25 protein-coding genes and 1 pseudogene are annotated in these 25223 nt (G+C 58.0%); 13 read left to right on the top strand and 13 right to left on the bottom strand.

Features of this window, described 5'->3' with window-relative positions; translation table 11 throughout:
• Window positions 1–4 precede the first annotated feature (4 nt).
• Window positions 5–1282 carry a hypothetical protein gene (locus tag AC1MEE_RS18070; protein WP_480410957.1) on the top strand — a complete coding sequence of 426 codons (1278 nt, stop codon included), beginning with the start codon at window positions 5–7 and terminating at the stop codon, window positions 1280–1282.
• Between the two features lie 46 nt (window positions 1283–1328).
• On the opposite strand, the gene AC1MEE_RS18065 is transcribed toward AC1MEE_RS18070, so the two are convergent.
• The 4 genes from AC1MEE_RS18065 to AC1MEE_RS18050 all read right to left on the bottom strand — a co-directional run bounded on the left by AC1MEE_RS18065 (window position 1329) and on the right by AC1MEE_RS18050 (window position 4906).
• Window positions 1329–1796, bottom strand: coding sequence for an RNA methyltransferase (locus AC1MEE_RS18065; RefSeq protein WP_480410956.1), 468 nt, complete (start codon window positions 1794–1796; stop codon window positions 1329–1331).
• 112 nt (window positions 1797–1908) lie between these two features.
• Window positions 1909–3243, bottom strand: a complete 1335-nt coding sequence (locus tag AC1MEE_RS18060; protein ID WP_480410955.1) for an IS110 family RNA-guided transposase — start codon at window positions 3241–3243, stop codon at window positions 1909–1911.
• 544 nt (window positions 3244–3787) lie between these two features.
• Window positions 3788–4162, bottom strand: a complete 375-nt coding sequence (locus AC1MEE_RS18055) for a YajD family HNH nuclease (RefSeq protein ID WP_397449325.1) — start codon at window positions 4160–4162, stop codon at window positions 3788–3790.
• A gap of 57 nt (window positions 4163–4219) precedes the next feature.
• Window positions 4220–4906, bottom strand: coding sequence for a spermidine synthase (locus AC1MEE_RS18050; RefSeq protein ID WP_480410954.1), 687 nt, complete (start codon window positions 4904–4906; stop codon window positions 4220–4222).
• Between the two features lie 97 nt (window positions 4907–5003).
• Between AC1MEE_RS18050 and AC1MEE_RS18045 the strand changes: the two genes are divergently transcribed.
• Window positions 5004–5324 carry a hypothetical protein gene (locus tag AC1MEE_RS18045; protein ID WP_480410953.1) on the top strand — a complete coding sequence of 107 codons (321 nt, stop codon included), beginning with the start codon at window positions 5004–5006 and terminating at the stop codon, window positions 5322–5324.
• A 3-nt stretch (window positions 5325–5327) separates the two neighbouring features.
• Here AC1MEE_RS18045 and AC1MEE_RS18040 read toward each other — a convergent pair whose 3' ends face one another.
• Complete coding sequence (locus tag AC1MEE_RS18040; RefSeq protein ID WP_480410952.1) at window positions 5328–5801, bottom strand: cyclic nucleotide-binding domain-containing protein; 474 nt, start codon at window positions 5799–5801, stop codon at window positions 5328–5330.
• Between the two features lie 94 nt (window positions 5802–5895).
• Window positions 5896–7953, bottom strand: coding sequence for a S9 family peptidase (locus AC1MEE_RS18035; RefSeq protein WP_480410951.1), 2058 nt, complete (start codon window positions 7951–7953; stop codon window positions 5896–5898).
• Between the two features lie 112 nt (window positions 7954–8065).
• Here AC1MEE_RS18035 and AC1MEE_RS18030 point away from each other — a divergent pair, with 112 nt between their 5' ends.
• From AC1MEE_RS18030 to AC1MEE_RS18000, 7 genes are all read left to right on the top strand, one after another.
• Window positions 8066–8554, top strand: a complete 489-nt coding sequence (locus AC1MEE_RS18030) for an MFS transporter (protein WP_480410950.1) — start codon at window positions 8066–8068, stop codon at window positions 8552–8554.
• Between the two features lie 80 nt (window positions 8555–8634).
• On the top strand, window positions 8635–9408 hold the full coding sequence (locus AC1MEE_RS18025; protein ID WP_480410949.1) for a class II glutamine amidotransferase: 774 nt from the start codon (window positions 8635–8637) through the stop codon (window positions 9406–9408).
• Between the two features lie 13 nt (window positions 9409–9421).
• Window positions 9422–9946: a DUF2937 family protein gene (locus tag AC1MEE_RS18020; protein WP_480410948.1), complete on the top strand. Its 525-nt coding sequence runs from the start codon at window positions 9422–9424 to the stop codon at window positions 9944–9946.
• Window positions 9947–10209: 263 nt separating this feature from the next.
• Window positions 10210–10962 (top strand): 5-oxoprolinase subunit PxpA, encoded by a 753-nt coding sequence (locus AC1MEE_RS18015; RefSeq protein WP_480410947.1) that lies wholly within the window; start codon window positions 10210–10212, stop codon window positions 10960–10962.
• Window positions 10959–11663: a 5-oxoprolinase subunit PxpB gene (gene pxpB / locus AC1MEE_RS18010; protein ID WP_480410946.1), complete on the top strand. Its 705-nt coding sequence runs from the start codon at window positions 10959–10961 to the stop codon at window positions 11661–11663. Before AC1MEE_RS18015 ends, pxpB begins: the two co-directional genes overlap by 4 nt.
• Window positions 11660–12577 (top strand): 5-oxoprolinase subunit C family protein, encoded by a 918-nt coding sequence (locus tag AC1MEE_RS18005; RefSeq protein ID WP_480410945.1) that lies wholly within the window; start codon window positions 11660–11662, stop codon window positions 12575–12577. The genes pxpB and AC1MEE_RS18005 overlap by 4 nt, the downstream gene beginning before the upstream one ends.
• Window positions 12578–12813: 236 nt before the next feature.
• Window positions 12814–13392 carry a hypothetical protein gene (locus AC1MEE_RS18000; protein WP_480410944.1) on the top strand — a complete coding sequence of 193 codons (579 nt, stop codon included), beginning with the start codon at window positions 12814–12816 and terminating at the stop codon, window positions 13390–13392.
• 473 nt (window positions 13393–13865) lie between these two features.
• Here the strand turns inward: AC1MEE_RS18000 and AC1MEE_RS17995 are convergent, their stop codons facing one another.
• Entirely contained in the window at window positions 13866–15044 is a 1179-nt protein-coding gene (locus tag AC1MEE_RS17995) for a vWA domain-containing protein (protein WP_480410943.1), read from the bottom strand.
• Between the two features lie 21 nt (window positions 15045–15065).
• Window positions 15066–15911 carry an AAA family ATPase gene (locus AC1MEE_RS17990; protein ID WP_480410942.1) on the bottom strand — a complete coding sequence of 282 codons (846 nt, stop codon included), beginning with the start codon at window positions 15909–15911 and terminating at the stop codon, window positions 15066–15068.
• A gap of 194 nt (window positions 15912–16105) precedes the next feature.
• Between AC1MEE_RS17990 and AC1MEE_RS17985 the strand changes: the two genes are divergently transcribed.
• Window positions 16106–16336: a DUF4160 domain-containing protein gene (locus AC1MEE_RS17985; protein WP_480410941.1), complete on the top strand. Its 231-nt coding sequence runs from the start codon at window positions 16106–16108 to the stop codon at window positions 16334–16336.
• Window positions 16333–16851: a DUF2442 domain-containing protein gene (locus AC1MEE_RS17980; RefSeq protein WP_480416264.1), complete on the top strand. Its 519-nt coding sequence runs from the start codon at window positions 16333–16335 to the stop codon at window positions 16849–16851. The genes AC1MEE_RS17985 and AC1MEE_RS17980 overlap by 4 nt, the downstream gene beginning before the upstream one ends.
• Window positions 16852–16862: 11 nt before the next feature.
• Here AC1MEE_RS17980 and AC1MEE_RS17975 read toward each other — a convergent pair whose 3' ends face one another.
• Window positions 16863–17933: a DUF748 domain-containing protein gene (locus AC1MEE_RS17975; protein WP_480416263.1), complete on the bottom strand. Its 1071-nt coding sequence runs from the start codon at window positions 17931–17933 to the stop codon at window positions 16863–16865.
• A 126-nt stretch (window positions 17934–18059) separates the two neighbouring features.
• Between AC1MEE_RS17975 and cysK the strand changes: the two genes are divergently transcribed.
• Window positions 18060–19034, top strand: coding sequence for a cysteine synthase A (gene cysK, locus AC1MEE_RS17970; RefSeq protein ID WP_480410940.1), 975 nt, complete (start codon window positions 18060–18062; stop codon window positions 19032–19034).
• Between the two features lie 192 nt (window positions 19035–19226).
• A complete protein-coding gene (locus AC1MEE_RS17965; RefSeq protein WP_480410939.1) occupies window positions 19227–20165 on the top strand; it encodes an aspartyl/asparaginyl beta-hydroxylase domain-containing protein in 939 nt (312 codons plus the stop codon).
• Window positions 20166–20171: 6 nt separating this feature from the next.
• Here the strand turns inward: AC1MEE_RS17965 and AC1MEE_RS17960 are convergent, their stop codons facing one another.
• The 4 genes and pseudogenes from AC1MEE_RS17960 to AC1MEE_RS17945 form a co-directional block, all read right to left on the bottom strand.
• Window positions 20172–21833, bottom strand: a complete 1662-nt coding sequence (locus tag AC1MEE_RS17960) for a GGDEF domain-containing response regulator (protein ID WP_480410938.1) — start codon at window positions 21831–21833, stop codon at window positions 20172–20174.
• On the bottom strand, window positions 21830–22213 hold the full coding sequence (locus tag AC1MEE_RS17955) for a response regulator (protein WP_480410937.1): 384 nt from the start codon (window positions 22211–22213) through the stop codon (window positions 21830–21832). Before AC1MEE_RS17955 ends, AC1MEE_RS17960 begins: the two co-directional genes overlap by 4 nt.
• Before the next feature lie 4 nt (window positions 22214–22217).
• The gene (locus tag AC1MEE_RS17950) at window positions 22218–24083 is read right to left on the bottom strand and encodes a response regulator (protein WP_480416262.1); all 1866 of its coding nucleotides are present in this window, start codon (window positions 24081–24083) and stop codon (window positions 22218–22220) included.
• Window positions 24084–24110: 27 nt separating this feature from the next.
• Window positions 24111–25028, bottom strand: a pseudogene (locus AC1MEE_RS17945) (PAS domain-containing protein); the annotation flags it as partial.
• Between the last annotated feature and the right edge of the window lie 195 nt (window positions 25029–25223).

The raw sequence follows: 25223 nt of genomic DNA, 5'->3' as shown, positions 1-25223 counted from the left end.
AGTCATGTTTACAAGGAGCCGTAAACCCGTGCGTTACACACTGCCGTTGTCCCTGGTGTTGCTGCTCATCAGTACACCGCTGTTGGCCGCGAAGAAAGTCGATCTGGATTATCACGTCAAGCTGTTACCCCAGAGTGATCAGGCCGAAGTACGCCTGACCCTGGCGCAGGGCTCGGCGGTGCGCAGTTTCGATTTCGATCTGGGCAGCAACGGCGACTACAGTGATTTCAAGGCGGATGGCCAGTGGCAGGCCGATGCCGGGCAGACGGCAGGCAGTCAACGCGGTATCTGGCGTCCGGCCAGCGGCAAGGCCAGCCTGACCTATCGCGTACGCATCAGTCATCCACGCGGCCCGGCAACAATGGCCGAAGACAAGGCCATGAGCTTCGACACGCGGATGACCCCGAACTGGGCGTTGATGCGCGGCGAGGATCTGGTGCCCCGAGCCCGTCTGGATCAGCATGATGGCACCGAGCTGGTCTCGCGCCTGGAGTTCGAGCTGCCGAGCGGCTGGAAAAGCGTCGAAACCCAGTGGCCGCGCATCGGCAAGAATCGCTTTCGGATCGACAACGTTTCGCGCCTGTTCGATCGTCCGACGGGCTGGATGCTGGCCGGCACCCTGGGCAGCCGTCGCACTCGCCTGGGGGAAACCGACGTTGCGGTGACCGCGCCAAAAGGTCAGGGCATGCGCCGCATGGATGTGCTGACGCTGCTGACGTTCGTCTGGCCACAGGTGCAGGCGGTGTTTCCGCGTAATCCGCCCAAGCTGCTGGTGGTTGGCGCAGCTAACCCTATGGGGCGCGGTGCCGTGGCGGCCAATAATTCGATTTACCTCCACAGCGGTCGACCGGTGGTCAACGAAAACGGCACCAGCCCGTTGGTGCGCGAACTGGTTCATGTGTTCGGTCGGATCAACGACAGTCGCCACGACTGGATCGGCGACGGCATCGCCGAGTATTACGCCATTGAACTGGTGCGCCGTGCCGGTGGCATGAGCGAGGAGCGTTATCAAAACGTGCAGATGAACCTGACCAGGTCCAGTCGCAAGGTGGCGACCCTGCGCGGTGAGCGGATCGATGCCGCGACCGTGGCTCGTGCAGTGCTGCTACTGCAGGAGCTGGACAGTGAAATCCGCCAGCAGACCCGCAATGAGAAGTCGCTCGATGATGTCAGTCAGGGCTTGATGCGACTCGATACCGTGAGCACCAAAGAATTCATCCAGCTCAGCGAAAGCGTCATCGGTGGGCCGTCGAAGGTGTTGGCGAGCACGTTGTTGCAGTAGGGCTGTTGCCGCCCCTTCACGTGAATAAATTTGCTCTCACAGTAGATCAGAACTTGGGGCCGGACCGGGTGTTGTTGCCCTTGGCCATGCGGTCGTACAACACGACATTGACGGTCGCGGCCAGGTTCATACAGCCGGTGGTGGGGATGTACACGACGTCTTCGCACCAGTCGCGGATGCTTTTGTCCAGCGAGCCGTCTTCAGGGCCGAAGATGTAGATCGCGCGATCCGGGTGGGTGTATTCGGGCAGGGAGCGGGCGCCCTCGACCAGTTCCACCGCCACCGGGACGCAACCCAGGGGAATGATTTTCTTCAGGTCGTCGATGCCGATCAGCGGGATGTCCTGATGGACTTTTTTGGTGTCGGTGACGAAGTCGCGGGCGCGTTCATAACGTTTGCCGGTGTAGAACACCGAAGCCACGCCATAGCAGCCAGCCGCACGCATCACCGAACCGACGTTCTCCGGGGATTTTGGGTTATACAAACCAATGCAGCTGTACCGTTTATTTGCCACGTGCCGACGCTCTTGAAGGAAAGGCGGCGATTATACGGCAGATTGCGGTGGGGCATTCGCAGGCAAGCCTGCTCTCATCAAACAAAAAATAACGCATTGTTTTTTATGCCTTTTATTTGGCCATAACTAACTGCATCCCAAGCTTGTGTGCCTTGCGTTCCAGGGCACGCAGTTGACGGTGTCGACTCTCGGCTTCATAGGCTTCCATACCTCGCTCCACGTAGGGTTGGCCTTTGGTCAACATGACGTAGATCAGGCGGGCCAGTTGATGCGCGGTGGCTTTGATGGCGCACGCGGTATCCATGCGCGCCAACCGGGCTCGATGGCTGGCGCCGATGAAGCTCTTGTCGTTGCGCGCGTTGGACGCGGCCTGCTTCAAGGCCTGCGCGGCTCGATTCGAGACCTTTGGCGGACTACCAGGCAGCTGCCTGCCGCCGGATATCCGGGTCGCAGGTGCCAGGCCGAGCCAGGAACAGAAGTGTTGTTGCGTGGGAAATCGCGATAAATCAGGCCCGATTTCGCTCGCCAGTGCCAAAGCGGTTTCGACGCCGATGGTGGGAATAGCGGTCAAATCAACGCCCATTATTTTTCCCAGCGCACGGTGCAAACGGGCTTGCTCGGCTGACGAGCGGTGCGGGCTGCGCAGTGTCTTGGCCGGCGGCAGAGGTTCATCGTTCAATACCGGCAGTCGATCAATGGCGTGAGCGATGGCCTGATCGCATTCGGCAATTTGCTGTTCCAGAAAATCATGCGTCGCCATTTCCTGAGCCAGGGCATGCAGATGCTCGGTTCGCCAGTTACCGCGCAGGCTGCGGGCAATGGTTTCATGATCGGCCTTGATGTGACCGTTTCGAAAACCGGCCAATACGTACGGATCACGCTCGCCGCCGATGATCGCGTTGAGGATTTTCTTGCCCGTCAGGCCGGTGATGTCACTGATGACAGTGGCTAGCTGGATGTTCATCTGGGTCAAGGCTTTCTGCATGCGATTGACGCTCTTGGCCTGATCGCGAACTTTCATTGCGCGCTGGCGAACCAGAGAGCGCATCGAGCAAATGTCGTCGGCGGGCCGAAAGGCGCCTCTGAGCAAGCCGTGGGTCATGAGCTGCCAAATCCACTGGCAGTCCAGCACATCGGATTTGCGCCCGGAGGTCTGGCGGGTGGCGCGGGAGTTCACCAAATACACCTCGAAGCCCCGTGCATCGAGGATTTCAAACAGCGGTATCCAGTAGACCCCGGTTGCCTCCATGGCCACGACATTGATCTTCAACGCTTCGAGCCAATCGGCTAATGCGAGCAACTCGTCGGTGAACGTTTTAAACGAGCGGACAGGGGTGTCGCTCTGGTCGGGGTTGACCCCCACCCAATGCTCGCGACTGCCAATATCGATACCCGCACAATGAGGGTGAACCACTTCAAAACGTTTCTGCTGGTTCTTGCGCGCCATGACAATTCCTCGCAGGATTGAGGGGCGCGCGGGGAGCACGGTGGCGAATGGATTCACTCTCTCATACGTGGTCACAGCTTGCTGTGCCGACAACGACTCCACGCCGATACCGTGCGGACCACTCTCCCATGCGGGTGCGTACACACCAGTGATGGCTACGGTCTTGGTCCCCGCGCGCACTTCGATTCTACGACGTGCCCCTGTTTGCTGCGCGACAGCGCGGCGTCGAAGACGCGGCGAGGCCTCCCATCAAACAACCTGTAAGTGATTGAAATATATGAAGTGAATATTTTGAAATTTGTAGGAGCTGACTTGTCTGCGATCGGCTGCGAAGCAGTCGCAAAATGGCTGGACACGATATCGCTGGAAGGTCCTTCGTGTCGGACGCGACCCCGGCCTTTCGCAGACAAGTCAGCTCCTACGCCCTCCGGGCAGAATCGAGACCGCGTTTGCTGCGCGACAGCGCGGCGTCGAAGACGGGGCGGAATCTCCCACAGGAATTGCGCATCTCTAATGTGGGAGCAGGCTTACCTGCGAAGAGTCGTTACTCGTCTTTCTTCATCAACCCGGCCAGTGCGGCAAACGGGTTGTGGGTCGCTTTGGCGATTTTGGGGCTGCTGGTCGAGCCTTCCGAGAAATACTGCTGATCGGTATAGCGTGAGTGTTCGTTGTCGTGGCAGTACAGGCACAGCAACTCCCAGTTGGAGCCATCCTGCGGATTGTTGTCGTGGTTGTGATCGCGGTGGTGCACGGTCAGTTCGCTCAGGCGCTTGCCGGCGAATTCACGGGCGCAGCGGCCGCAGACATGGGGATACATCTTCAACGCTTTGTCGCGATAGCCCATCTCACGGTCGCGCTGGGCGTCGGCCAGGATGCGGTCCAGCTTGGCAGTGTGAGAGGGTGGGTTGGCCGAGCTCATGGGTGTCACCTGTGTTCTGTTCAGTAATGAGTGCAAGTCTAGCGCTTTGCCGCGCGATCAGCCTTTGAGTTTTTCCGCGATCCAGATGGTATGCCGGGTGCCTTTGTTGCCGTGGGCGAACACCTGCACTTCTTCGGCCTTGAAACCGGCCTTGCGCAGCTTGTCGGAAAACTTCTGGTCGGCGCTGGCAGACCACACCGCGAGGATGCCTTTGGGGCGCAATGCCTGGGCGCAGGCACTGAGCCCACCGGACGAATACAGCCAGCTGTTGGACTTCTGCGTCAGCCCTTCAGGGCCGTTATCGACGTCAAGCATGATCGCGTCGAAGCCCTGCGGCTCGCTTTTGAGCACCTGCGCGACATCTTGAATGATAATTTTGGCTCTAGGGTCGAGCAGCGGATTGCCCGATTTTTCCCCCAGCGGTCCGCGATTCCACTCGACCACACCAGGCACCAGTTCGGCGACCACCACTTCAGCATTCTTCCCCATGTGCTTGAGCGCGGAGGCGAGGGTGAAGCCCATGCCCAAGCCGCCAATCAATACTCGCGGAAGTACGCGGTGCGTGACTTTTTTGCAGGGGATTTCCGCCAGTGCATCTTCGGAGCCGTGCATGCGCGTGTTCATCAACTGGCCGCCATCGCCGCCCTGAATCTTGATCACGAAATCTTCGCCGTACTCGAACAGGCACAAGGCACCGCCGTTATCGGGAATCGGAGTGGTGTCGAGTAGAACGAAACGTTTCATTGAGAACTCATCGAGAGGGTGATTTTCGGAGGGCAACTTTGTCGCGCAAGGAGTAGCCTGAGCCGGACCAAAATATGCCTGGCATCGGAGGCCATTGATGAAGCGCTCTATTCTAACGGCGATTGTCCTGGCGACGCTCTCGGTAACTGCCGTTCGCGCAGACAATCTGCAACCTGTTCCCAGTGCACCGGTCCCCGGTTCGCCAGGTACTGCAACGCCGACGCCGTACCCGCAAGTCATACCACCGAGTATCCCCAGAGCCGGTGGAAACGAAGGCAATCCGCCGCTGCTGCCGAAAATCGACATACCGGGCCCGCCAAAAGACCAGCCTTTGCCGGGGCTTCAAGACCCAGGGCAGCAAAACGACAAGCAACAAGACGATTCAGAGCAAAAGGACAGCACGCAAAAAGATCTGTAGCGATCAGACCTGCTGCGAGAGCAGTTGCCCATCGACCATCCGCAGACGCCGGGACAACGCGACGGCAATGGCGCGAATGATTTTCGCGGCGATCTTCGGCGTGTCGTTGAGCATTTTGTCCAGCGAGTCCTTGCCCAGATTCAACAGGTGGCAAGGTGTGGCGGCGATGCAGCTGGCTGAGCGGCGTTCGCCATCAAGCACCGCCATTTCACCGAACGCGCGGCCTTTACGCAGGGTGGCGATCTCGATCGGTTGCCCATCGTTGTTGAGCTTGCGCACCGAAACCGTGCCGGAATTGATGATGCACATGAAGCTGCCGACATCGCCCTCCTGAAAAATCGCCTCGCCCTGCTCGATCGAGCTGATGCTGAAATAGCCTGCGGCTGCCTGAAAGTCGGCGGGCAGCAAGGCGTTGAACAGACCACAGTCCATCAACAGGTCGCGGATTTCATTGTTCAGGGAGGTAGGTTCTGGCATGGCTCGGCAGTCTTGTTTTTTTGGTGGACGGGGGATGGAAAGGGGCCTGCAACGCAGACCCACTATTAAGACACGTCAATCGATGGGAGTTCCCTCAGCCCAGTTGCAGTACTTTAAAAACGAAAGCGTACTCCAGCGCCACGTCGCGTAAACCCTGATAACGCCCGCTCATGCCGCCATGCCCGGCGCCCAGTTCGGTCTTGAGTAGCAACAGATTGTCGTCAGTTTTGCTGGCGCGCAATTTTGCCACCCATTTGGCTGCTTCCCAATACTGCACGCGGCTGTCGTTGTAACCGGCAATCACCAGGGTTGCCGGGTAAGGCTGAGCGCTGACGTTTTCATACGGCGCGTAACCCTTGATGCGCTCGTACACGTCCGCTTCCTGCGGGTTACCCCATTCGTCGTACTCAGTGACGGTCAGCGGCAAATCGGGGTCGAGCATGGTGTTCAGCACATCGACAAACGGTACTTCGGCAATCGCCGCCTTGAACAACTCAGGGCGCTGATTGAGCACTGCGCCGATCAACAAACCACCCGCGCTGCCACCGCTGATCACCAGTTGCTCCGCCGTGGTCAGGCCGTTGCGAATCAGGTGTTCGGCGCAGGCAATGAAATCGCCGAAGGTGTTCTGTTTGTGTTCCTGCTTGCCATCGCGATACCAGGCTTCGCCCAATTCGCCGCCGCCACGCACATGGGCAATGGCAAAGGCGACGCCGCGATCGAGCAGGCTCAAGCGCGCGTGGGAGAACCAAGGGTCAAGGCTTTCGCCGTAAGCGCCGTAGCCGTAGAGGTACAGCGGTATTGCCTTGCCCTGTAGCTCGCGTTTGACCACCAGGCTGATCGGCACCTGCGTACCGTCGGCTGCGGTGGCCCACAGGCGTTGGCTGACATAGGCGTCGGCGTCGAACGGGCCGAGCACCGGAGTTTCCTTGAGCACCACTTGCTCGCCCGTGGCCAGCGCCAATTGGCGCACCTGAGGCGGACGATTGAGCGATTGATAGCGCAGGCGAATAGTGGTGCTGTCGAATTCCAGGCTGTCCTGCACATGCAGGCTGTAGGCGGCATCGGGCAGTTGCACGCGATAAGCGGGCAAACCTTGCGGATGCACTTCAATGATTGGCAGACCGCCTTCACGCAGGCTCAGGCTCATGCCTTTGGCATTCAGGCTCAACCCTTCGAGCATCACCGTGTCGCTGTGGGCGATCAGGGTTTGCCAGTCCTCACGGGATGGCACACCGTGGGTTTTTTCCGCGGCCTGATACAAGGCGAAGTTGATACCGCTCTGGTTGCTGCGGATAAACCAGCTCCAGACGCCGTCGAGCTGACCATGGTCCGGGGAGTAGTCATGGTCTTCGACCCGTGGTGCGAGGCAGATAAACGCTTGATCAGGTTTTTCCGCGTCCAGCACCCAGGCTTCGCTGGTGGTTTTGCTGTTAAGCAGCAACACCAGTTGCCGTTCCGAGCTGGTGCGATAGCAATGCAGGAAGAAGCGCCCGTCGGGTTCGTTGAACACCAGATCCGCCGAGTCATCGCCTAGCCGGTGGCGATACAGTTTGTGCGGGCGGTGGGTGTCGTCCAGTTCGCCGAAGAACAGCGTCTGGCTGTCATTGGCCCAGGTCATGCTGCCGTCGCAATCCTCGAAGGGCAGGCTGGTGACCTGGCCGTTGCTCAGCTCTTTGACGTAGAGCTGATAAACCTCTTCGCCACTGGTGTCGAGGCTGTAGGCCAGACGCTGATGGTCCGGGCTGATGCTGAACGCGCCCAGCGAGAAAAAGCCGCCAGCAGCCAGCGCGTTCGGGTCCAGCAGCAGCTCTTGCTGGCTTTCATCGACGTACAGCGAGTCGTCCGCCGGACGCGGGCAACGGTAGTGCCGCGCGTATTCGTCGCCCTCGGTGGTGCGGGTGTAATACAGAAACGGGCCCCACGGCGAGGGCAGCGACAGATCGGTTTCGAGAATGCGGCCCTTGATCTCCTGAAACAGAGTTTCGCGCAGGGCATCCTGATCGGCCAATTGCGCTTCCTGGTAGTCGTTCTCGGCCTTGAGGTAATCGAGCACCTCTTCAGTGTCGCGATTCTGCAGCCAGGCATAGGGGTCTGAACCGGCGTCCTGACGAGCGATTGGCGCGGTGGAACGGGTGGCGAATGAAGGCATGCTGGGCTCTCTATAAAAAGCTGGCTGGCAACCGATTACTGACGTTTGGGAAGCCGGGCTAACGAAAAGCCGTTATCATAAGCGCCTCTTTGCCTGGCTTACTACGAACGTCATGACCGAGAACGACTATCTGCTTGCCTGGGGCCTTTACGCCTTTGCTGCGCTTGGCTGCCTGTTGGTAGGGTTCAAGCTGACTGGCTGGATGTGGCGCTGGCTGCGTGAACCGCTGCGAGTGCTCGCTGCGGTCCTGCTGTTCAGCCCGACCATTATCGACCCGGTCAAGGAAAAATTCGCCCCGGCGGTGGCCATCACCGCACTGGATCTGGCCTTCAAGGTCGGCAGCAATGTCTGGCGGGCGGTTTCCGATCTGGCGATGTACACCATGATCGCCTTTGGCCTGTACTTGCTCTTCGCGCTGGTGCGCTGGCCTCTGGAAAGAAGCCGCAAAGCCCGTCAGCCGCAGACCGGGACTGAGCAGCCAACGCCTGCGCAGGTCGACGATGACCAACCTTTTGCCCCCGCTGACGACAATCGTTACGGACGCAAACCGGCAGCACCTCCCAGCCCCGGCAGCCGTACACGGGTTGAACCGCGCCTGTAGACTCCGCTTCGTGGTACCGCGCGCCCTGTCTTGACGGGTGTGTCCTGCACTGCTGAACGTATTGAAGCGAGAGTGTGAGCATGTGTGAATTACTGGGCATGAGCGCCAACGTACCGACCGATATCGTGTTCAGCTTTACCGGGCTGATGCAACGCGGTGGACGTACCGGCCCACATCGTGATGGCTGGGGCATCGCCTTCTATGAAGGGCGCGGCTTGCGCCTGTTTCAAGATCCGGCCGCCAGCAGCGAATCGGAAGTCGCGCAACTGGTGCAGCGCTACCCGATCAAAAGCGAAGTGGTGATTGGTCATATCCGGCAGGCCAATGTCGGCAAGGTCTGCCTGTCCAACACCCATCCTTTCGTCCGTGAACTGTGGGGCCGCAATTGGTGCTTTGCGCACAACGGCCAGTTGGCGGAGTTCGATCCCCGCGCGACCTTTTACCGACCGGTAGGCGATACCGACAGCGAGGCGGCCTTCTGTGATCTGCTCAATCGGGTCCGTGAAGCTTTCCCCGAACCGGTCGAGATCGAACAGTTGCTGCCTACGTTAGTCGAGGCCTGTGCCGAATATCGCAGCAAAGGCGTATTCAATTGCCTGCTGAGCGATGGCGATTGGCTGTTCTGTTTCTGTTCCAGCAAGCTGGCGCACATCACTCGTCGTGCGCCCTTCGGCCCGGCGCGCTTGAAAGATGTCGACGTGATCGTCGATTTTCAGGCAGAAACCACACCCAATGATGTGGTGACGGTGATTGCCACCGAACCGCTGACCGAAAACGAAACCTGGACGCGTTACGAGCCGGGAGAATGGAGCCTGTGGCGCCGCGGCGAGTGCGTGAATCAAGGCCGAACCTGAAGGAGAGGGACCTATGCTGCGAAGCTATCTGCGACTGGTGCTGTTCACTGCAGGTCTGTTGTTTGGGGTGCAGGTCCCAGGATTCATCAGCGATTACAGTAAGCGCGTCGAAGCGCACTTGATCGAGGCACAGCAAGGCCTCAAAGGCTACAACGACACCGCGGAGCATTTCTTCAAGGGCGACCTGCAGGCGTTGATCGCGCACTATCGCAGCAGTGACGACCCCGTGTTTCGCAGCGATGCCGACAGCCTCAACCAGTTGCTGACCCGCAACCAGTTGCTCAACCGCGAATGGCAAGCGCTGCAAGGCCCATGGTACGCCAGAGCCTGGCATGTGGTTTACGCCGCCAACCCGGACATTCGCCGGGAAACCTTCAATGCCTACACCTGGCAGGTGCAGCTGGTCCCTGAAGTCATGGCCTGGGGCATCGTCTGCGCCTTGCTGCTGGCGCTGGTGGTGGAAAGTTTCTTCCTGCTGATCGGCTGGGTGATCAATGGCGGACGCAAGAAGCCGGTGCTGGATCGGGATTGGCGTTGAGAACAGGGCTGCACAGAACTTGTAGGAGCTGCCGAAGGCTGCGATAGGCCGGGGTCGCGCTCGACCGGTACGACCCTTCATCAGTAAAGCGACCGCTTCGCGGTCGATCGCAGCCTTCGGCAGCTCCTACACTGGATACCCATTGACCCCATCACTTTTTCTCATCCCGCTCCCCCGGTTTTATTAGTTGGACGCAAAGTCCACTAACCTCAAATATACGTCCTACAAACACAATCTATTTCAACGCACACAGGAGATTCCCTTTGGGCCGCCTGTTATTGAATTGCGATATCGGTGAAAGCTACGGCGCCTGGACCATGGGCCTGGACGCTGAAGTCATGCCGTTTATCGACTGCGCCAACATCGCTTGCGGCTTTCACGCCGGTGATCCGAGCGTCATGCGTAAAACGGTCAGCCTGGCGTTGGCCAACAACGTGATGATCGGCGCCCACCCGGCGTACCCGGATCTGGTGGGTTTCGGTCGGCGTTCCATGGCCTGTACGCCGGCCGAGATTCAGGATTTGCTGCATTACCAGATCGGCGCGCTGGACGGCATTTGCCGTGCGCAGGGCAGCCGCGTGCGTTACGTCAAACCCCATGGTGCGATGTACAACGACATGATGGCCAACCCCGAGCAATTGCGTGCCGTGATCCAGGCCATCGCTCGCTACGACGCGCAATTGCCGCTGATGTTGCTGGCAACCCGCGACAACAGCGCTGCGCAAGCCTTGGGGGATGAGTTCGGTGTTCAACTGTGGTTCGAAGCCTTTGCCGACCGCGCTTATGACAGTGCTGGTCGCCTGGTTTCACGACAGCTGCCAGGGGCCGTCCACCATGACCCGGAAACCATCATCGCCCAGGCCCTGACGCTGGCCCGTGGCGAACCTTTGCGCGCCAGCGATGGCAGCGACCTGCATCTGACGGCCGATACCCTGTGCGTGCATGGCGATAACGCCAGCTCGGTGGCTGCGGTGCAGCGGATTCGTCAGGCGTTGGGTGAGCAGCCGACGTCATGAAATTGCGCATTGAAGTAGTGGCTATCGATTGTTTGATGGTGCGGCTGTTTGACGTTATCGACGAAACCAATATGCCGTGGATGCTGGCCGCCAGCGCGCGTTTGCGCGAAAGCTTTGGTGGTCATCTGATCGATCTGGTGCCGTCTTACACCACCTTGATGGTCCATTACGACTTGATGCAGTTGAACCCTGACCAGGCCCGCGAATTGATTCATCAGGCACTGGCCAATCTGGCACCTGATCCGCAGGTCACCGGCAAACGCCATGTGTTGCCGGTCTGGTACGACCTGAGCGTCGGTCCGGAATTGACCCTGTTGGCGAAACGCAGCGGCCTGAGCGTCAGCGAGGTCATCGCACGTCACAGTAAGCGGGAGTACCAAGTGTTCGCCCTGGGCTTCGCGCCGGGGTTCGCGTTTATGGGGCTGGTCGAAGAAATCCTCGCTGCACCCCGGCTGAATACACCCCGCAAACGTGTTGCCGCTGGCAGCGTGGGTATCGCCGAACGGCAAACAGCAGCGTATCCGGTGGTGTCGCCGGGTGGCTGGAACCTGATCGGCCGCACGCCCAGCAAACTGTTCGACCGCCAGCGCGAGGGTTACAGCCTGATGCAGCCGGGGGACAGCGTGTGCTTTGCGTCGGTCGACCATACCGAGTTCGTGCGTCTGGGCGGCGATGACACGCCGCTGGAGGTGCAGGCATGAGCGTCTTGTTGATTGAAGCCAGCACGCCGTTGTGCCTGCTGCAGGATGCCGGGCGGTTTGGCGTTCGTCACTTGGGCGTGACTCAGGGCGGGGCGGCGGATTGGGTCTCGATGTCCTGGGCCAATAAGCTGCTGGGTAACCCGCTGGACGCAGCGGTGATTGAGGTGACACTGGGTGGTCTGACCCTGCTTGCCGAACAGGATTGCTGCCTGGCGCTGGCGGGTGCCGACTTGGGCGCGATGCTGGACAGTCGGCCGTTGGCACCCTGGCGCAGTTTTTTCATGCGCAAAGGCCAGCGTTTGCGTTTCACCCAGCCGGCGCTGGGCGCGCGGGCCTATCTGGCGGCGCCAGGTGGTTTCGATGCACCGCAAGTGCTGGGCAGTTGCGCCAGTGTGGTTCGCGAAGAACTGGGTGGGCTCGATGGTTTGGGTAAACCCTTGGCCAAAGAGGATCGACTGACGTATTCAGGCGCGGCGTTTGTTCTTCACGCGCTGCCGGATCAGCAAATTCCCGACTTCAGCATCAGTGCGCCGCTGGAGGTAGTACTCGGTGCGCAGATCGGTCTGTTCAGCGGATTAAGCCTGTTCGATGCTTTCAACAGCGAATGGACCCTCGACAGCCGCGCCGATCGTATGGGCATTCGTTTATTGGGGCCTGAGCTGGTCTATCAGGGCATGCCGATGATTTCCGAGGGCATTCCGCTGGGCGCGATTCAGGTACCACCGGACGGACAACCCATCGTGCTGCTCAATGATCGGCAAACCATCGGTGGCTATCCACGGCTGGGGGCGTTGACGCCGTTGTCGCTGGCGCGACTGGCGCAATGCCTGCCGGGAGCGTCGGTACGCCTGAAGCCGATTTTGCAGACTACGGCGCATCAGCAGCATGTGCGGTATCTGCAGCGGTTTAACTGAAGTTATCTTGTGACCGCTTCGCGCTCAATCGAGTTCAAGCCCGTTCCTACAGGTCTGTGCAAAACGTGTAGGAGCGGGCTTGCCCGCGAAGCTTTTTATTTTCACATACTCAGTAGCTGCCCTTCGTAAGTTAATTCCTACATAGTTATCAGAAGTGCCCTTCATCATTATCAGGTCAACATTCTTCAGGCGTCGCCGTTAAGCACACTGAAGATCATTGATAGCGAGGAAGGCTGATGAATATTGACTTGATTGTTGATCAAAATCAAAACTACAGGCAGGCAGTTCAGGCTGCCTATGAAAAGGCCAAAAGAGAGGGCGGTGTGGATGAAGTAACTGAGAAGTGTTGCCAGCTTGTCATTAATCATCCCTATCCAGCAGCCGTCTATCATGAAGCGGATATGAAGCAGGTTTTTACGCCGTCAGGCGACGGTGGGGTGTTTTATAAGGAATGGACGCCACGTGAAATATACGAACAGGCGAGAATCAACGGTCGAAAAAATTATGCGGAATCGCTAGCCAAAGAAATGCATTCTGCAGGTGAAGATTTCAAGAAGGAATTAATCGCGTCGGGGTCAAGTCTAGGTGATAAGTTGGTGAGCTTCATGGTTGATGAGAGCGGTATGTTAAAAGCCATTTCACCCTTGAAACAATTGAGTTCCGATGAGGTGAGTCTAATTTCCAGGCTGGCGAACGAAAATAAAGAATTCAAAGCGCTGGCAATGGAGTACATAAGAGTGTTGGCCAGTTTGGTGGGTTGTACAATCGAAGGGCTGGGCGCAGAGTATGCCCGGCATTTCTCTCGTTCATCATAAATGCGATCGCCATGCTAACGAGTATTGATTTCCCGTTAGCATAGTTAGGTGTACCGGTGTCAGCGCGTGTGGTAGTTGGGTTTGCCAACTCACAGCTCGACCTAATCAACAGTAGGGAGTGTTGTCAATCCGACAGAGTGAATAAACGAGCTGTTTACTCACGGATCCTTACGCCGCATCAGCTTCTTCGCAGCGGGACGCGTAGTTGCAAGCCTGCTTCCCACAAAGGGACTGATTTTATTTTTCGCGCTCTTTGAAAAATCAATCTGTCCCTGGCCTCAGCTCTCTACCTTAGCTCCCGACCTCAACCTCGGGAGACGGATTAATTTTCGATGAAGCGCTGAAAACAAATCAGTCCCCTACACCCGATATCGACCGAGCCCTATGCTTGCGAGTTGCCCCGCAACATAGAATCTCCCATAGGTGTTCTCAATCTACTGTGGGAGCAGGCTTGCCTGCGAAGCTTCTAAACCTTACTTCGCCAAAAACCGCATCCCTTCCTCCAGCCCACGCAAGGTCAGCGGAAACATCTGATCGTCGATCAGGTCGCGCACGATGTTGGTCGATGAGGTGTAGGCCCAAGTGTCTTTCGGATAGGGGTTGATCCAGATGAGTTTCTTGTATTTCTCCCTGAAGCGCTGCATCCACAGATAGCCCGGTTCTTCGTTCCAATGCTCGACGCTACCGCCTGCCTGGGTGATCTCGTAGGGGGCCATGGCCGCGTCGCCGATAAAGATCACTTTGTAATCGGCGCCGTATTTGTTCAGCAAGTCCTGGGTAGCGGTGCGTTCCGAGCCGCGGCGCATGTTGTTCTTCCACACCGATTCATAAATGAAGTTGTGGAAGTAGAAATACTCCAGGTGCTTGAACTCGGTCTTGCACGCCGAAAACAGTTCTTCACAGGTTTTGACGTGAGCATCCATCGAGCCGCCGATATCGAACAGCAACAGTAACTTGATGGTGTTGCGGCGTTCCGGGCGCATCTGGATATTCAGCAGGCCGGCGTCGCGGGCGGTGTGGTCGATGGTACCGTCGATGTCCAGTTCTTCAGCCGCGCCCTGGCGCGCGAATTTGCGCAGACGGCGCAACGCGATCTTGATGTTGCGCGTGCCCAGTTCGACCTGATCGTCAAGGTTCTTGTACTCGCGTTGCTCCCAGACCTTGACCGCCTTGCCTTGACGCTTGCCGGCATCGCCGACGCGAATGCCTTCCGGGTTGAAACCACCGGAACCGAATGGGCTGGTGCCGCCGGTGCCGATCCATTTGTTGCCGCCAGCGTGACGTTCTTTTTGCTCTTCCAGGCGTTTCTTGAATTCCTCGATCAACTTGTCCAGACCGCCCAGGGTCTGGATCTGCGCGCGTTCCTCGTCGGTCAGCGAACGCTCGAATTCCTTGCGCAACCAGTCTTCAGGGATCAGCGCCTGCAGATGGTCATCGAGCTTTTCCAGGCCGTTGAAGTAGGCGCCGAACGCCCGATCGAACTTGTCGAAGTGGCGTTCATCCTTGACCAGAATGGTGCGGGCGAGAAAGTAGAACTCGTCCATGTCGGCGAAGGTGACCCGCTGTTTCAGCGCGTTGATCAGATCGAGCAACTCACGCACCGACACCGGCACCTTGGCTGCACGCATTTCATTGAACAGGTTGAGCAGCATGGCTGTCGTCCCTCTGGAAAATCAGCGGTTGCCACGACGGCTCATGAAGGCCAGACGCTCGAGCAGTTGCACGTCCTGCTCGTTCTTGACCAGGGCACCGGCCAGCGGCGGGATGGCCTTGGTTGGATCGCGCTCGCGCAGCACGGCTTCACCGATATTGTCGGCCATCAGCAGTTTCAGCCAATCGACCAGTTCGGACGTGGACGGCTTTTTCTTCAGACCGGGGACTTTGCGCACATCGAAGAACACGTCGAGGGCTTCGCTGACCAGATCCTTTTTGATGTTCGGATAATGCACATCGACAATCCTTTGCATCGTGACCCGATCCGGGAAGGCGATGTAATGGAAGAAGCAGCGGCGCAGGAACGCGTCCGGCAGCTCTTTTTCGTTGTTCGAGGTGATGATGATGATCGGGCGTTTCTTCGCTTTGATCGTTTCGTCGATCTCGTAAACGTAGAACTCCATCCGGTCGAGCTCTTGCAGCAGGTCGTTAGGGAATTCGATGTCGGCCTTGTCGATCTCGTCGATCAGCAGAATCACTCGCTCTTCAGCCTCGAAGGCTTCCCACAGCTTGCCCTTCTTCAGGTAATTGCGGACGTCGTGAACTTTATCCACACCCAACTGCGAATCACGCAAACGGCTGACCGCGTCGTACTCGTACAGCCCCTGATGGGCCTTGGTGGTGGATTTGATATGCCAGGTAATCAACCGGGCGCCGAAGGACTCGGCCAGTTGCTCGGCCAGCATGGTTTTGCCGGTGCCCGGCTCGCCTTTGACCAGCAGCGGACGCTCCAGAGTGATGGCCGCGTTGACTGCGAGTTTCAGGTCGTCAGTGGCGACGTATGCGCTGGTGCCTTCGAACTTCATCTAAAAATCCTCGAACGGTATCGCCTGAGAGGGCGCAATAAGGGGCTGCTCAATGTGTCGACTATAACGCGCACGCCGGGCGACTGTGAACGCAGACGCTCCATTCAGTCTCTGAATGGAGCGTCACACTTTGACTTGGTTTTAAAGTGTAACCACCCTTGATGTATCGCCAATTTGGCTATACGGTGACGGGCATGTCTACCAAACACCGATTTCGCGATAAATACCGCATCCAGTTACGCGAAAAGGATCATCTGCCACCCCATGTGCACCTGACCGGTGGCGGGGTGGACGTGCTGATCTGCCTGCACTTTATCGAGCCCATGCGTGGACACGCGCCGGCTGTAGTGCTCAAGGAAGCGCTGGAATGGGTGCGGGCTCACCGTGAACAACTGATGGAGGAGTGGAAGCGATGGCATCCATGAAACGCCCCCGGCTGCAGGCTGTGCAAGCACGTGGCAATAATCGGCTGGCGCTGACGTTTATCGATGGTCAGCAATTCATGCTGGACATGAGCGAAGACCTCGCCCGCTACCCCGGCCTGCATCCCTTGCAGGACGCTGATGCGTTCGCGCAGGCTCAAGTGGGCGACGATGGCTGGACCGTGGAATGGCCCGATCAGGATATCCAGCTCGGCGCCGACACATTGTACCTCGATGCTCAGGCGCAGGCCGCGACCGACGAGAACACCCGCATCTTCATAGGCTGGCGCGCCCGTACCGGTTTACCGCTGGCTCAGGCGGCAGAGGCGCTAGGCGTCAGCACCCGCAGCATCACGCGATACAGCAATGGACGTGAGGTCACTCCGCGCACTTTGGCATTGGCCTGCCTGGGTTGGGACGCGCTGCAAGATAAAGCGAGTCTCCCCCTTCAGGCGGCTGAAGAGGCGAGCCCCTATTCAGTCCATCCAAAAAATCCAGTGGACCCGAAAAGGCGTTAAACAACCTTCAGTCAAGTGTCTTTGCCATTGTCATACCGCGTATTGAATGCCTTGACGAAGGCATTGCGCAGGATCTGCAAAAACGCCTGGAAGGCGCTGACATCCTGCTGATGCACGCTGCCACTGAGTTCGACGCGGGTGGCGAACTGGTTTTTGTTCTGATTCTTCAATACGGTTTGGCTGGTGCCGACCACCGCTTCCCAGATCGAGCGGAAGAAACTCTTGTTCTGATTCTCGACGTCCTGATGCCAGTTGAACACCTCGACATCGTGCAGCAGCGGTTTGATATAGCCGCTGAGCTGGCCCTTCCTGGCTTTGGCTTCGATCACGATATCGCCGTTGCCAGCATTGAAATCGAACTTGGCGTAGGCCGATGAAAAGTTGTTGAGGCTTTTGAGTTTGATCCCGGTCGCGCGCAGGCGGAAGTCGAAGTCCTCGAAGTTACTGAACGGATCGAACGTGGCTGAGATTTCCAGTGGAGCGTGGCCCATCAGCAGGGCCTTGCCTTCGAAGCGGGCGTCGCGCTTGCCTTTTACATCCACGACGTTGGTCAGGTTGAATATGCTGGCGTTGATCTGATCGGCTTCTATTTTCACCTTCGGCGTCGAGTTGAAGTTGTTGAAGGTAATGAGCCCGTCATCGATTCGTACTTCGTTGAGGGTAATGGGCAATAGCTTATTCAACTGGGCACGCCAGTCGGTGCCTTGACCGGTCTGCGAAGCTTGTTTGTTGGCGCCGCCGTCGACGAAGTTCAGCTCGGGTTTGATGAACGCCACCTGGGCCACCACGGCATGGTCGTACCACAGCGAATGCCAGCTCACTGCCAGGTCGATGACCGGTACGTTGACGAAAGGCACGGGTACCTTGCCGGCTGCCTTGACGATATTTAGGCCATTGATTCGATACGCGCCGCGCCACAGGGCCAGATCGACATCCATGACTTGACCATGATAATCGCCCATGTCGGCGAGCTTCTCGTTCAGATAGTTGCGCACCAGATAGGGCAGGGCGATGTGCAGGGCAATCAGCAAGACGACGATTCCCGCAACAGCCCCCAGTAGCCAGCTATAGCGACTTTTCATCATGAAAGCCTCAGGTTCTATAGAGCTGTTGACTACCCGGCTCGGCATCCGTTCGCTACGACTGGACGCACACAAGCTGGCGGCATAGGCTTTGAGTTTTTCAAGCATGTGCACAAGGACACCGTCATGAGCCGTATTTATGCTGACAACGCCCATTCCATTGGTAATACACCATTGGTGCAGATCAATCGTATCGCGCCGCGCGGGGTCACTATTCTGGCCAAGATCGAAGGGCGTAACCCTGGTTACTCGGTGAAATGCCGAATCGGCGCCAGCATGATCTGGGATGCTGAAAGCAGCGGCAAACTCAAGCCGGGCATGACCATCATCGAGCCGACCTCAGGCAATACCGGGATCGGTCTGGCGTTTGTCGCGGCGGCCCGTGGTTACAAGCTTGTACTAACGATGCCCGCGTCGATGAGTATTGAACGTCGCAAGGTGCTCAAGGCGTTGGGTGCAGAGCTGGTACTGACCGAGCCGGCGAAAGGGATGAAAGGCGCTATCGAAAAAGCCGAAGAAATGGCTGCCAGCGATCCGTCCAGATATTTCATGCCTGGGCAGTTCGATAACCCGGCCAACCCGGCGATTCATGAGAAGACCACCGGCCCGGAAATCTGGAGCGACACCGATGGCGCCATTGATGTGCTGGTGGCGGGCGTCGGCACCGGCGGCACCATTACGGGTATTTCGCGCTACATCAAAAACACGATGAAAAAGCCGATCCTGTCGGTAGCCGTCGAGCCTATCGTTTCGCCGATCATTACCCAGGCAATGGCCGGTCAAGAAATCAAACCCAGCCCACACAAGATCCAGGGTATCGGTGCCGGTTTCATACCGAAGAACCTCGACTTGTCGCTCGTCGATCGGGTCGAGTTGGTCAGTGATGACGAGTCCAAGGCCATGGCGTTGCGCCTGATGCGGGAAGAGGGGATTCTGTCCGGTATTTCCTGCGGGGCGGCCATGGCGGCAGCGGTGCGTATGGCCGAAACTCCGGAAATGCAGGGCAAAACCATTGTGGTGATCCTGCCTGATTCGGGTGAACGCTATCTGTCGAGCATGTTGTTCAGTGACTTGTTCACCGACCAGGAAAATCAGCAGTAACGTATTTCGCTCACAGGCCACTTTTTACCCGGCCGACTAAGGCTTATGATGGCCGGCTTTTAACCCGCCAGGCGCGCATTTTGCACAGACGGAATGCGTCAGCGGCTGCTCATGGAGCAGCCGTTTTCAGGATCGTATAAACAAAACAGTGCCGCGGTGTGCAGTCAGTTGTCTATTTTCAAGGAGAGTTTCATGACCTTTTCTTTTGCTGCCAAGGCCTCGATTTTGATGCTTTTCCTGGGAAGCACGCTTTATGTGCACTTGCGAGGTCAAGCCCGGCTGCCATTGCTACGCCAGTTCGTGAACCATTCCGCGCTGTTTGCCCCCTATAACGCCCTGATGTACCTGTTTTCCGGCGTGCCGTCGAAGCCCTACCTGGATCGCAGCAAGTTTCCCGAGCTGGACGTGCTCAAAGACAACTGGGAAACCATTCGCGACGAAGCCATGCATTTGTTCGACGAGGGCTACATTCGTGCCGCCGCGAAGGACAACGACGCCGGTTTTGGTTCGTTCTTCAAAAAAGGCTGGAAGCGCTTCTACCTCAAGTGGTACGACAAAGCCTTGCCGTCCGCCGAGTTGCTGTGCCCCAAGACCGTCAAGCTGGTAAATAGCATTCCCAACGTCAAGGGCGCGATGTTTGCGCTGTTGCCGGGTGACAGTCACCTCAACCCGCATCGTGATCCGTTTGCCGGTTCCTTGCGTTATCACTTGGGTCTGTCGACGCCCAACTCCGATGACTGCCGCATTTACGTCGATGGGCAGGTTTATGCGTGGCGCGACGGCGAAGACGTGATGTTTGATGAAACCTACGTGCATTGGGTCAAGAACCAGACTGAAACAACCCGGGTGATTCTGTTCTGTGACATCGAGCGACCTTTGCGTTCACGGCTGATGACGCGCATCAATCGCTCGATCAGCGCCTTCCTCGGACGCGCCACCGCGCCGCAGAATCTGGATGATGAACGTGTCGGCGGTATCAACCAGGCGTATGCGTTCAGCAAACGTTTCAGCAATAGCCTCAGCGGCGGCATGAAACAGTTCAAGCGCCGTCATCGCACGGCTTACCGGGCTTTGCGCCCGATCATGGCTGTGATCGTTCTGACCCTGCTCGGTTATTGGCTGTTCGGTTGAGTCCGATCAAATATGGACATACGCCAGACGTATCTGATTGCGCCCGCCGCGCTTGGCCGCATATAGCGCCTGATCGGCCTTTTCCTGCAGGTCGGTGGCGTTGTACCTGCCATCATTGTTGGCGATGCCGCCGCTCAGGGTGACGCTGAATTCGGCGCCCTGGGCGAAGAAGCGAAGTTCAGCGAAGCTCTGGCGGATATCGTTCAGGGTCTTGAGCGCATCTTCGGGTGTGCAGCCAGGCAGCACCGCCAGAAACTCTTCGCCACCATAGCGCCCGAGGATGTCGACTTTTCGCAGGCGCTGGCGCAACAGATTGGCCAGCGCGCGAATGACCTTGTCGCCGGCGCTGTGACCGTAACGATCGTTGACATCCTTGAAGTTGTCGATGTCGATCATCACCACGCTGACCGGCTGCGCGTTGCGCACGGCTCGTTCAGCTTCCAGGGTCACCCGTTCCTTGATATCGGCGTGCTTGAGCAGCCCGGTCAGGCTGTCCCGAGACAAGGCGTTGCTGAGCATCCGGGCACGCTGGGCTCGGGCGAACACGGCGGTGATCAGCGCGTTGTCCCCGATGGGTTTTGTAATGAAGTCGTCGCCGGCCTTGAGCAAGGCTCGCATCTGCCGGGTCAGATTGGTTTCTGCCGAGAGATAGATAATCGGCACCCGCAACCAGTCGTCATGAAAGCGGATGATTTGCGCCAGTTCCGGCCCGCTGCAGTCGGGCATGCTGAGGTCCATGAGCACCACTTCGGGTTTGAAGTTGTGCATGAGTTCAAGCAGGAGGGACGGCTTGCTGAGCACCTCCACGGCCATGCCAGCGTTGCACAGAACCATGTTGTAGCGCTTGGCCAGGTCTTCGTCGTCATCGACGATCAATACCCGGTAGGGATTGGTCAGCGGATGCGCCAGGCAGCGCTCGAGGCAGTTTTCCAGACGGGTAACATCAACCGGCTTTTTCAAAAAACCGGTGGCGCCGATGCGCACGACGTCAAGCAACGTATCGAAATCATCGTCGGCGGTTATGACCAGGAGTGGTGTGTGCTTGAGAACCTCGCGCTTGATCGCTGCCGCATGGTGCAGACCTTGCGTCGGGTCGAGGGTCAGATCGTAGATCAGCACGTCCGGCATCGTGTTGGCGATTTGCGCGTCGAGCGCCTCGGCACTGGCGAAACATTTGACGTCATAGCCGAAGTTGCTCAGGGTCAGTTGCAGGCTACGCCCCAGATCGCCTTCGGCTTCGAGAATGAATATTTGCGGAGAAAGCGAAGGCACCTTTCGCATGTCGATATCGGCCGCGAGGCTGCGTTCGCCGAAATGAGTTTTGCGCTTATAGCTGCCCAGGTGTTGGACCTTGACGATAAAGTCGATCAGGCGTAAGTCGATGCTTCCGGGATTGTCCAGCCAGGTCGACGCTTGCAGGTCCAGTTCGCGGGCGAAATCACCGAGCTCGGACAGGCCGAATGTTCCTGCGGTGCCCGCCAGTTTGTGCAGCTGGTACTGGAGGGCACCAAGGCGGGTGAGCTGCAAATCAAGGTCGCTGGCGTCAAGCAAGTAAATGGCGTTACTCGCAAGCAGCGGCAGCTCATGCTCCAGTCGGGCGACGAAGGCCAGGCTTAATTCATGCAGGTCACTCTCAAGCGAAGCCCCCGATTGCGTCATTTCTTTCATTGGCTGGTTTCCCAAATCTTCTCGATTTGCCCCGCCAGGAGCATTGGGTCGAACGGTTTCACGATGACGTCGCGTGCGCCCAGGCTTCGATAGAACTCTATTTCCTTGAGTTGCACCTTGGCGGTCATGAAAACCACCGGAATATGTTGCAGATCAATGCGTTCCGCGAGCTTTTTCAATGTATCGGGGCCATCCATGTCGGGCATCATTACGTCTAGCAGGATGAGGTCGGGCGCGAAGGCCTCTACCTGTTCAAGTGCTTGTCGGCCGGATGAACAACTGAGTACCTGGAATCCTCCGACGGTTTCCAGCGCAACCTTTGCCACTGCCTGGATGCAATGGTCATCCTCTACATGCAGGATACGGGTCAATTTGTTCATGCTCTCAATGTCCTTTGGCCGGTAATAGGCGTCGAAGCAGGTTCACAAAGTGCTGTGCATCGGTGCGCGACTTGGCCATTGCCGCTTCCACCAGTACCAATTGCTCGATGGACAGCTCTTGTGCCGACAGCACCACAACGGGAAGCCCCGGGTGCCGTAAATGCAGCTCTTCGAGCAGTTCCAGGCCGTTACCATCGGGTAGACCCAGGTCCAATAGAATGAGATCGAAATGCATCTTGGCCAGATACAGCCTCGCCTCGGCGAGGCTGCTCGCGGGAATGAAGTCTGCGAGTTCTTTTCCCAAGTGGGAGATCACCTTGCAGAGGTCAGTATCATCTTCGATATGCAGTACTCTGGGTCTGCCGGCAAAGCCTTTGAGTGCTCGGCGCAATGCATCGGAAAGCAGCAGTGAATCAATCGGTTTGTCCAGCCAGTCGATTGCCTGAAACCCACCGTTAAGCCGTAGTTTGCCCTCATCGCAGGCAGCGGAAATGACGACCACCGGCAGCAACTGCGTGCGGGGCGAGTCGCGTAGTTCGCGAATCAGTTGCAAGCCATCGCCATCGGGCAGCTCAAGGTCCAGCGTGACCGCCTCAAAGTGCTGAGTGGACAGCAGCAAGCGCGCCTCGCGAAGATTTGCCGCTGAAGTGACGCTGTACCCGGCTCGGCTGATCAGCAGGTTCAGCAGGTAGGCGATGTCCGGCTCGTCCTCGACGATGAGTACCCGCGGCAAACCTGTCGCCGACTCTCTGGTCAGGCTCGCCTGGCTATTGCGCAATGATGTCAGGTCAGGGGTGGGTGCATCGGCGACCGCGATCGCGTGCGCCGGCAGTTCGAACCAGAACGTCGAGCCCTGAGCTTCCACCGAGGAAAAGCCGATCTGTCCGCCCATGCGTTCGACCAGTTCTTTGCTGATTGACAAGCCCAGGCCTGTACCATCTTTGCGCCGGCTGTCGCTGCCGTCAGCCTGTGAGAACTTTTTGAAAATGTGGTCGTGAAACTCTCTGGGGATACCGGTTCCGTGATCGACCACGTTGATCCGAACCCGTTCTTGCCTCCGCTCGCTGAATACGTAGACCTGGCTTTGAGGGGTTGAGAATTTGATCGCGTTGGAGAGAAAGTTGGCCAGCACCTGCTGGAAGCGAATGTCGTCGACGCGCACGGCACACCTCAGGTCGTCGAGTAGTACCAGCTCCACGTTGTGCTGCTCGGCATACGAGCGATTGCTTTCGATGCTGTTCTGCAGCAATGGGTACAGATCGTGGTTCTGCAGGTCGAACGCCATCTTGCCGGCGACCAGTTTGTCCATGTCCAGCAGGTCATTGATCAGGTGGCTCAAGCGCACGCTGTTTTGATAGGCGATGTCGAGCATCTGGGTCATGGGCTCGGGTACTTCGCCCAGCACGCCGCCTTTTATCAACCCCAGCGAGCCTGCGATGGAGGTGAGTGGTGTACGCAGTTCGTGACTGACGGTGGACACAAACTCGCGTTGCATCGACTCGATGCGTTTGCGCTCGGTGATGTCGTGCATCACCACCACCGCGCCCAGTAGTTCGCCCTCCGGTGTGTGCAGCGGATCAGCGTTGCACACCACGAAGCGTATCGATTGGCCGACCGCTGCGATGCTTATCTCAAAATCTCGAACGTGTTCTCCGCGCAACGCCCTGAGCAAGGGAATGCGGTCGTTGTTGATGGGCGTGACACCGTCGGCCTCGTAGAGATCGTAGAGCTTGCCCCAGTGCTCAATCGGGATCTGCCGAATGTCAGCGCCGTGCCACTCGCGGGCTGTATCGTTGAACAGGGTCAATTCGCCCTGAGCGTTGCAAGAGATCACCGCTTCGGACAACGCCTCGAGCAGCCGGCGATTCATTTCCTGGTGCTTGTCGAGCTCGGCCTGCTGTTGCTTGCGCTGGCTGACATCGGACAACACCCCATGCCACAACGTCGAGGTATCGTCCTGACGCTGCGGTCGGGCATTGCCGCCGACCCAGATCAGCCCCTTGACCGGATGGATGACGCGAAACTCGTGCTGCCAGCGTGACAGTTTTGCGGCCGATTGCTGGATCGAAGCGTTGAGGGCGTAGCGGTCGTCTTCATGGATCGTCCCCAGCAGGTCCTTGGTGTGCAGTTCGATGTCATTGGGATAGAGACCGAATATATCGGCGATGCCCTCGCTGGCATACGACAGGAACATCCGCCCCTTTTTCGGCATTTCCGCTTGAAAGAACATGCCAGGCACATGGTCGGCGATTTGCTGCAAGCGCTGCTGGCTGACGTCGGCGCTCAGGTTCTGCTGGCGGGCACTGCGCGCCTGATTCCATTGTGCTTCGCGACGAATGTCGAGCATCCGCAGGACTTCCTGGCCCAGACGAGCCAGGCCATCGTGCTGGCGCATGTTGAGCATCCGCGGCTGTGAGTCGATGACGCCAAGGACGCCAATTAACTGGCCGCCCACGGTGCAAAGCGGCAAGCCGGCGTAGAAGCGGAGTCTCGGGGCTCCGGTAACCAGTGCATGGTGTTTGAAGCGGGCATCTTTGAGGGCGTCAGGGATTTCAGCCCGGCCACCGTCGAACGCTTCGCAGGCAGCAAAGGCGAATGTGCCAAGACCTTCGCAGGATTCAACGCCCACGCAGGTTTCAAACGGCTGGTAATGAGGGTATCTCAGGGAAAGGAAGGCAACAGGAACGTCACAGAGGTCTTTGGCCAGATGCGTGAAATTGTCCAGCGCGTCTTCGACATTTTGGCCCAGTTCACCTTGCTCCAACGCTTGGACGGGGTCATATCCGACAGCATCCAGTGAGCTGTCAATGTCCATGATTACAATCTGCTCCAAGGCCATTGTCGTTTTCCACCCGTGGTCATCTCGGTTCCGTCCGGGGCCCGTCATCCGGCATTTCGCGATGAACGGTACCTTCACATCAACTGGACTAAAAAGACCTGCTGCCGAGCACCGCCCGAAGGCCATATCGGACCCGCATTGACAATGCATAGACAACGCGGTTTGAACTGT

The sequence above is a fragment of the Pseudomonas sp. ASL3 genome, from assembly GCF_056680425.1.
Note: the sequence above shows the minus strand (reverse complement) of the source record. Positions and strands in the feature narration are given on the sequence as shown.

Coding starts and splice junctions, on each gene's coding strand:
- AC1MEE_RS17995 (WP_480410943.1), bottom strand. CDS start 15,044: ATGCTGCTCAACCTGTTCAATGAAATGCGTGCAGCCAAGGTGCCGGTG.
- AC1MEE_RS18005 (WP_480410945.1), top strand. CDS start 11,660: ATGAGCGTCTTGTTGATTGAAGCCAGCACGCCGTTGTGCCTGCTGCAG.
- AC1MEE_RS18070 (WP_480410957.1), top strand. CDS start 5: ATGTTTACAAGGAGCCGTAAACCCGTGCGTTACACACTGCCGTTGTCC.
- AC1MEE_RS18060 (WP_480410955.1), bottom strand. CDS start 3,243: ATGGCGCGCAAGAACCAGCAGAAACGTTTTGAAGTGGTTCACCCTCAT.
- AC1MEE_RS18020 (WP_480410948.1), top strand. CDS start 9,422: ATGCTGCGAAGCTATCTGCGACTGGTGCTGTTCACTGCAGGTCTGTTG.
- AC1MEE_RS17980 (WP_480416264.1), top strand. CDS start 16,333: ATGAAACGCCCCCGGCTGCAGGCTGTGCAAGCACGTGGCAATAATCGG.
- pxpB (WP_480410946.1), top strand. CDS start 10,959: ATGAAATTGCGCATTGAAGTAGTGGCTATCGATTGTTTGATGGTGCGG.
- AC1MEE_RS18055 (WP_397449325.1), bottom strand. CDS start 4,162: ATGAGCTCGGCCAACCCACCCTCTCACACTGCCAAGCTGGACCGCATC.
- AC1MEE_RS17975 (WP_480416263.1), bottom strand. CDS start 17,933: ATGAAAAGTCGCTATAGCTGGCTACTGGGGGCTGTTGCGGGAATCGTC.
- AC1MEE_RS18030 (WP_480410950.1), top strand. CDS start 8,066: ATGACCGAGAACGACTATCTGCTTGCCTGGGGCCTTTACGCCTTTGCT.
- cysK (WP_480410940.1), top strand. CDS start 18,060: ATGAGCCGTATTTATGCTGACAACGCCCATTCCATTGGTAATACACCA.
- AC1MEE_RS17965 (WP_480410939.1), top strand. CDS start 19,227: ATGACCTTTTCTTTTGCTGCCAAGGCCTCGATTTTGATGCTTTTCCTG.
- AC1MEE_RS17960 (WP_480410938.1), bottom strand. CDS start 21,833: ATGAAAGAAATGACGCAATCGGGGGCTTCGCTTGAGAGTGACCTGCAT.
- AC1MEE_RS18045 (WP_480410953.1), top strand. CDS start 5,004: ATGAAGCGCTCTATTCTAACGGCGATTGTCCTGGCGACGCTCTCGGTA.
- AC1MEE_RS17950 (WP_480416262.1), bottom strand. CDS start 24,083: ATGAATCGCCGGCTGCTCGAGGCGTTGTCCGAAGCGGTGATCTCTTGC.
- AC1MEE_RS17990 (WP_480410942.1), bottom strand. CDS start 15,911: ATGAAGTTCGAAGGCACCAGCGCATACGTCGCCACTGACGACCTGAAA.
- AC1MEE_RS18000 (WP_480410944.1), top strand. CDS start 12,814: ATGAATATTGACTTGATTGTTGATCAAAATCAAAACTACAGGCAGGCA.
- AC1MEE_RS18025 (WP_480410949.1), top strand. CDS start 8,635: ATGTGTGAATTACTGGGCATGAGCGCCAACGTACCGACCGATATCGTG.
- AC1MEE_RS18040 (WP_480410952.1), bottom strand. CDS start 5,801: ATGCCAGAACCTACCTCCCTGAACAATGAAATCCGCGACCTGTTGATG.
- AC1MEE_RS18050 (WP_480410954.1), bottom strand. CDS start 4,906: ATGAAACGTTTCGTTCTACTCGACACCACTCCGATTCCCGATAACGGC.
- AC1MEE_RS17955 (WP_480410937.1), bottom strand. CDS start 22,213: ATGAACAAATTGACCCGTATCCTGCATGTAGAGGATGACCATTGCATC.
- AC1MEE_RS17985 (WP_480410941.1), top strand. CDS start 16,106: ATGTCTACCAAACACCGATTTCGCGATAAATACCGCATCCAGTTACGC.
- AC1MEE_RS18035 (WP_480410951.1), bottom strand. CDS start 7,953: ATGCCTTCATTCGCCACCCGTTCCACCGCGCCAATCGCTCGTCAGGAC.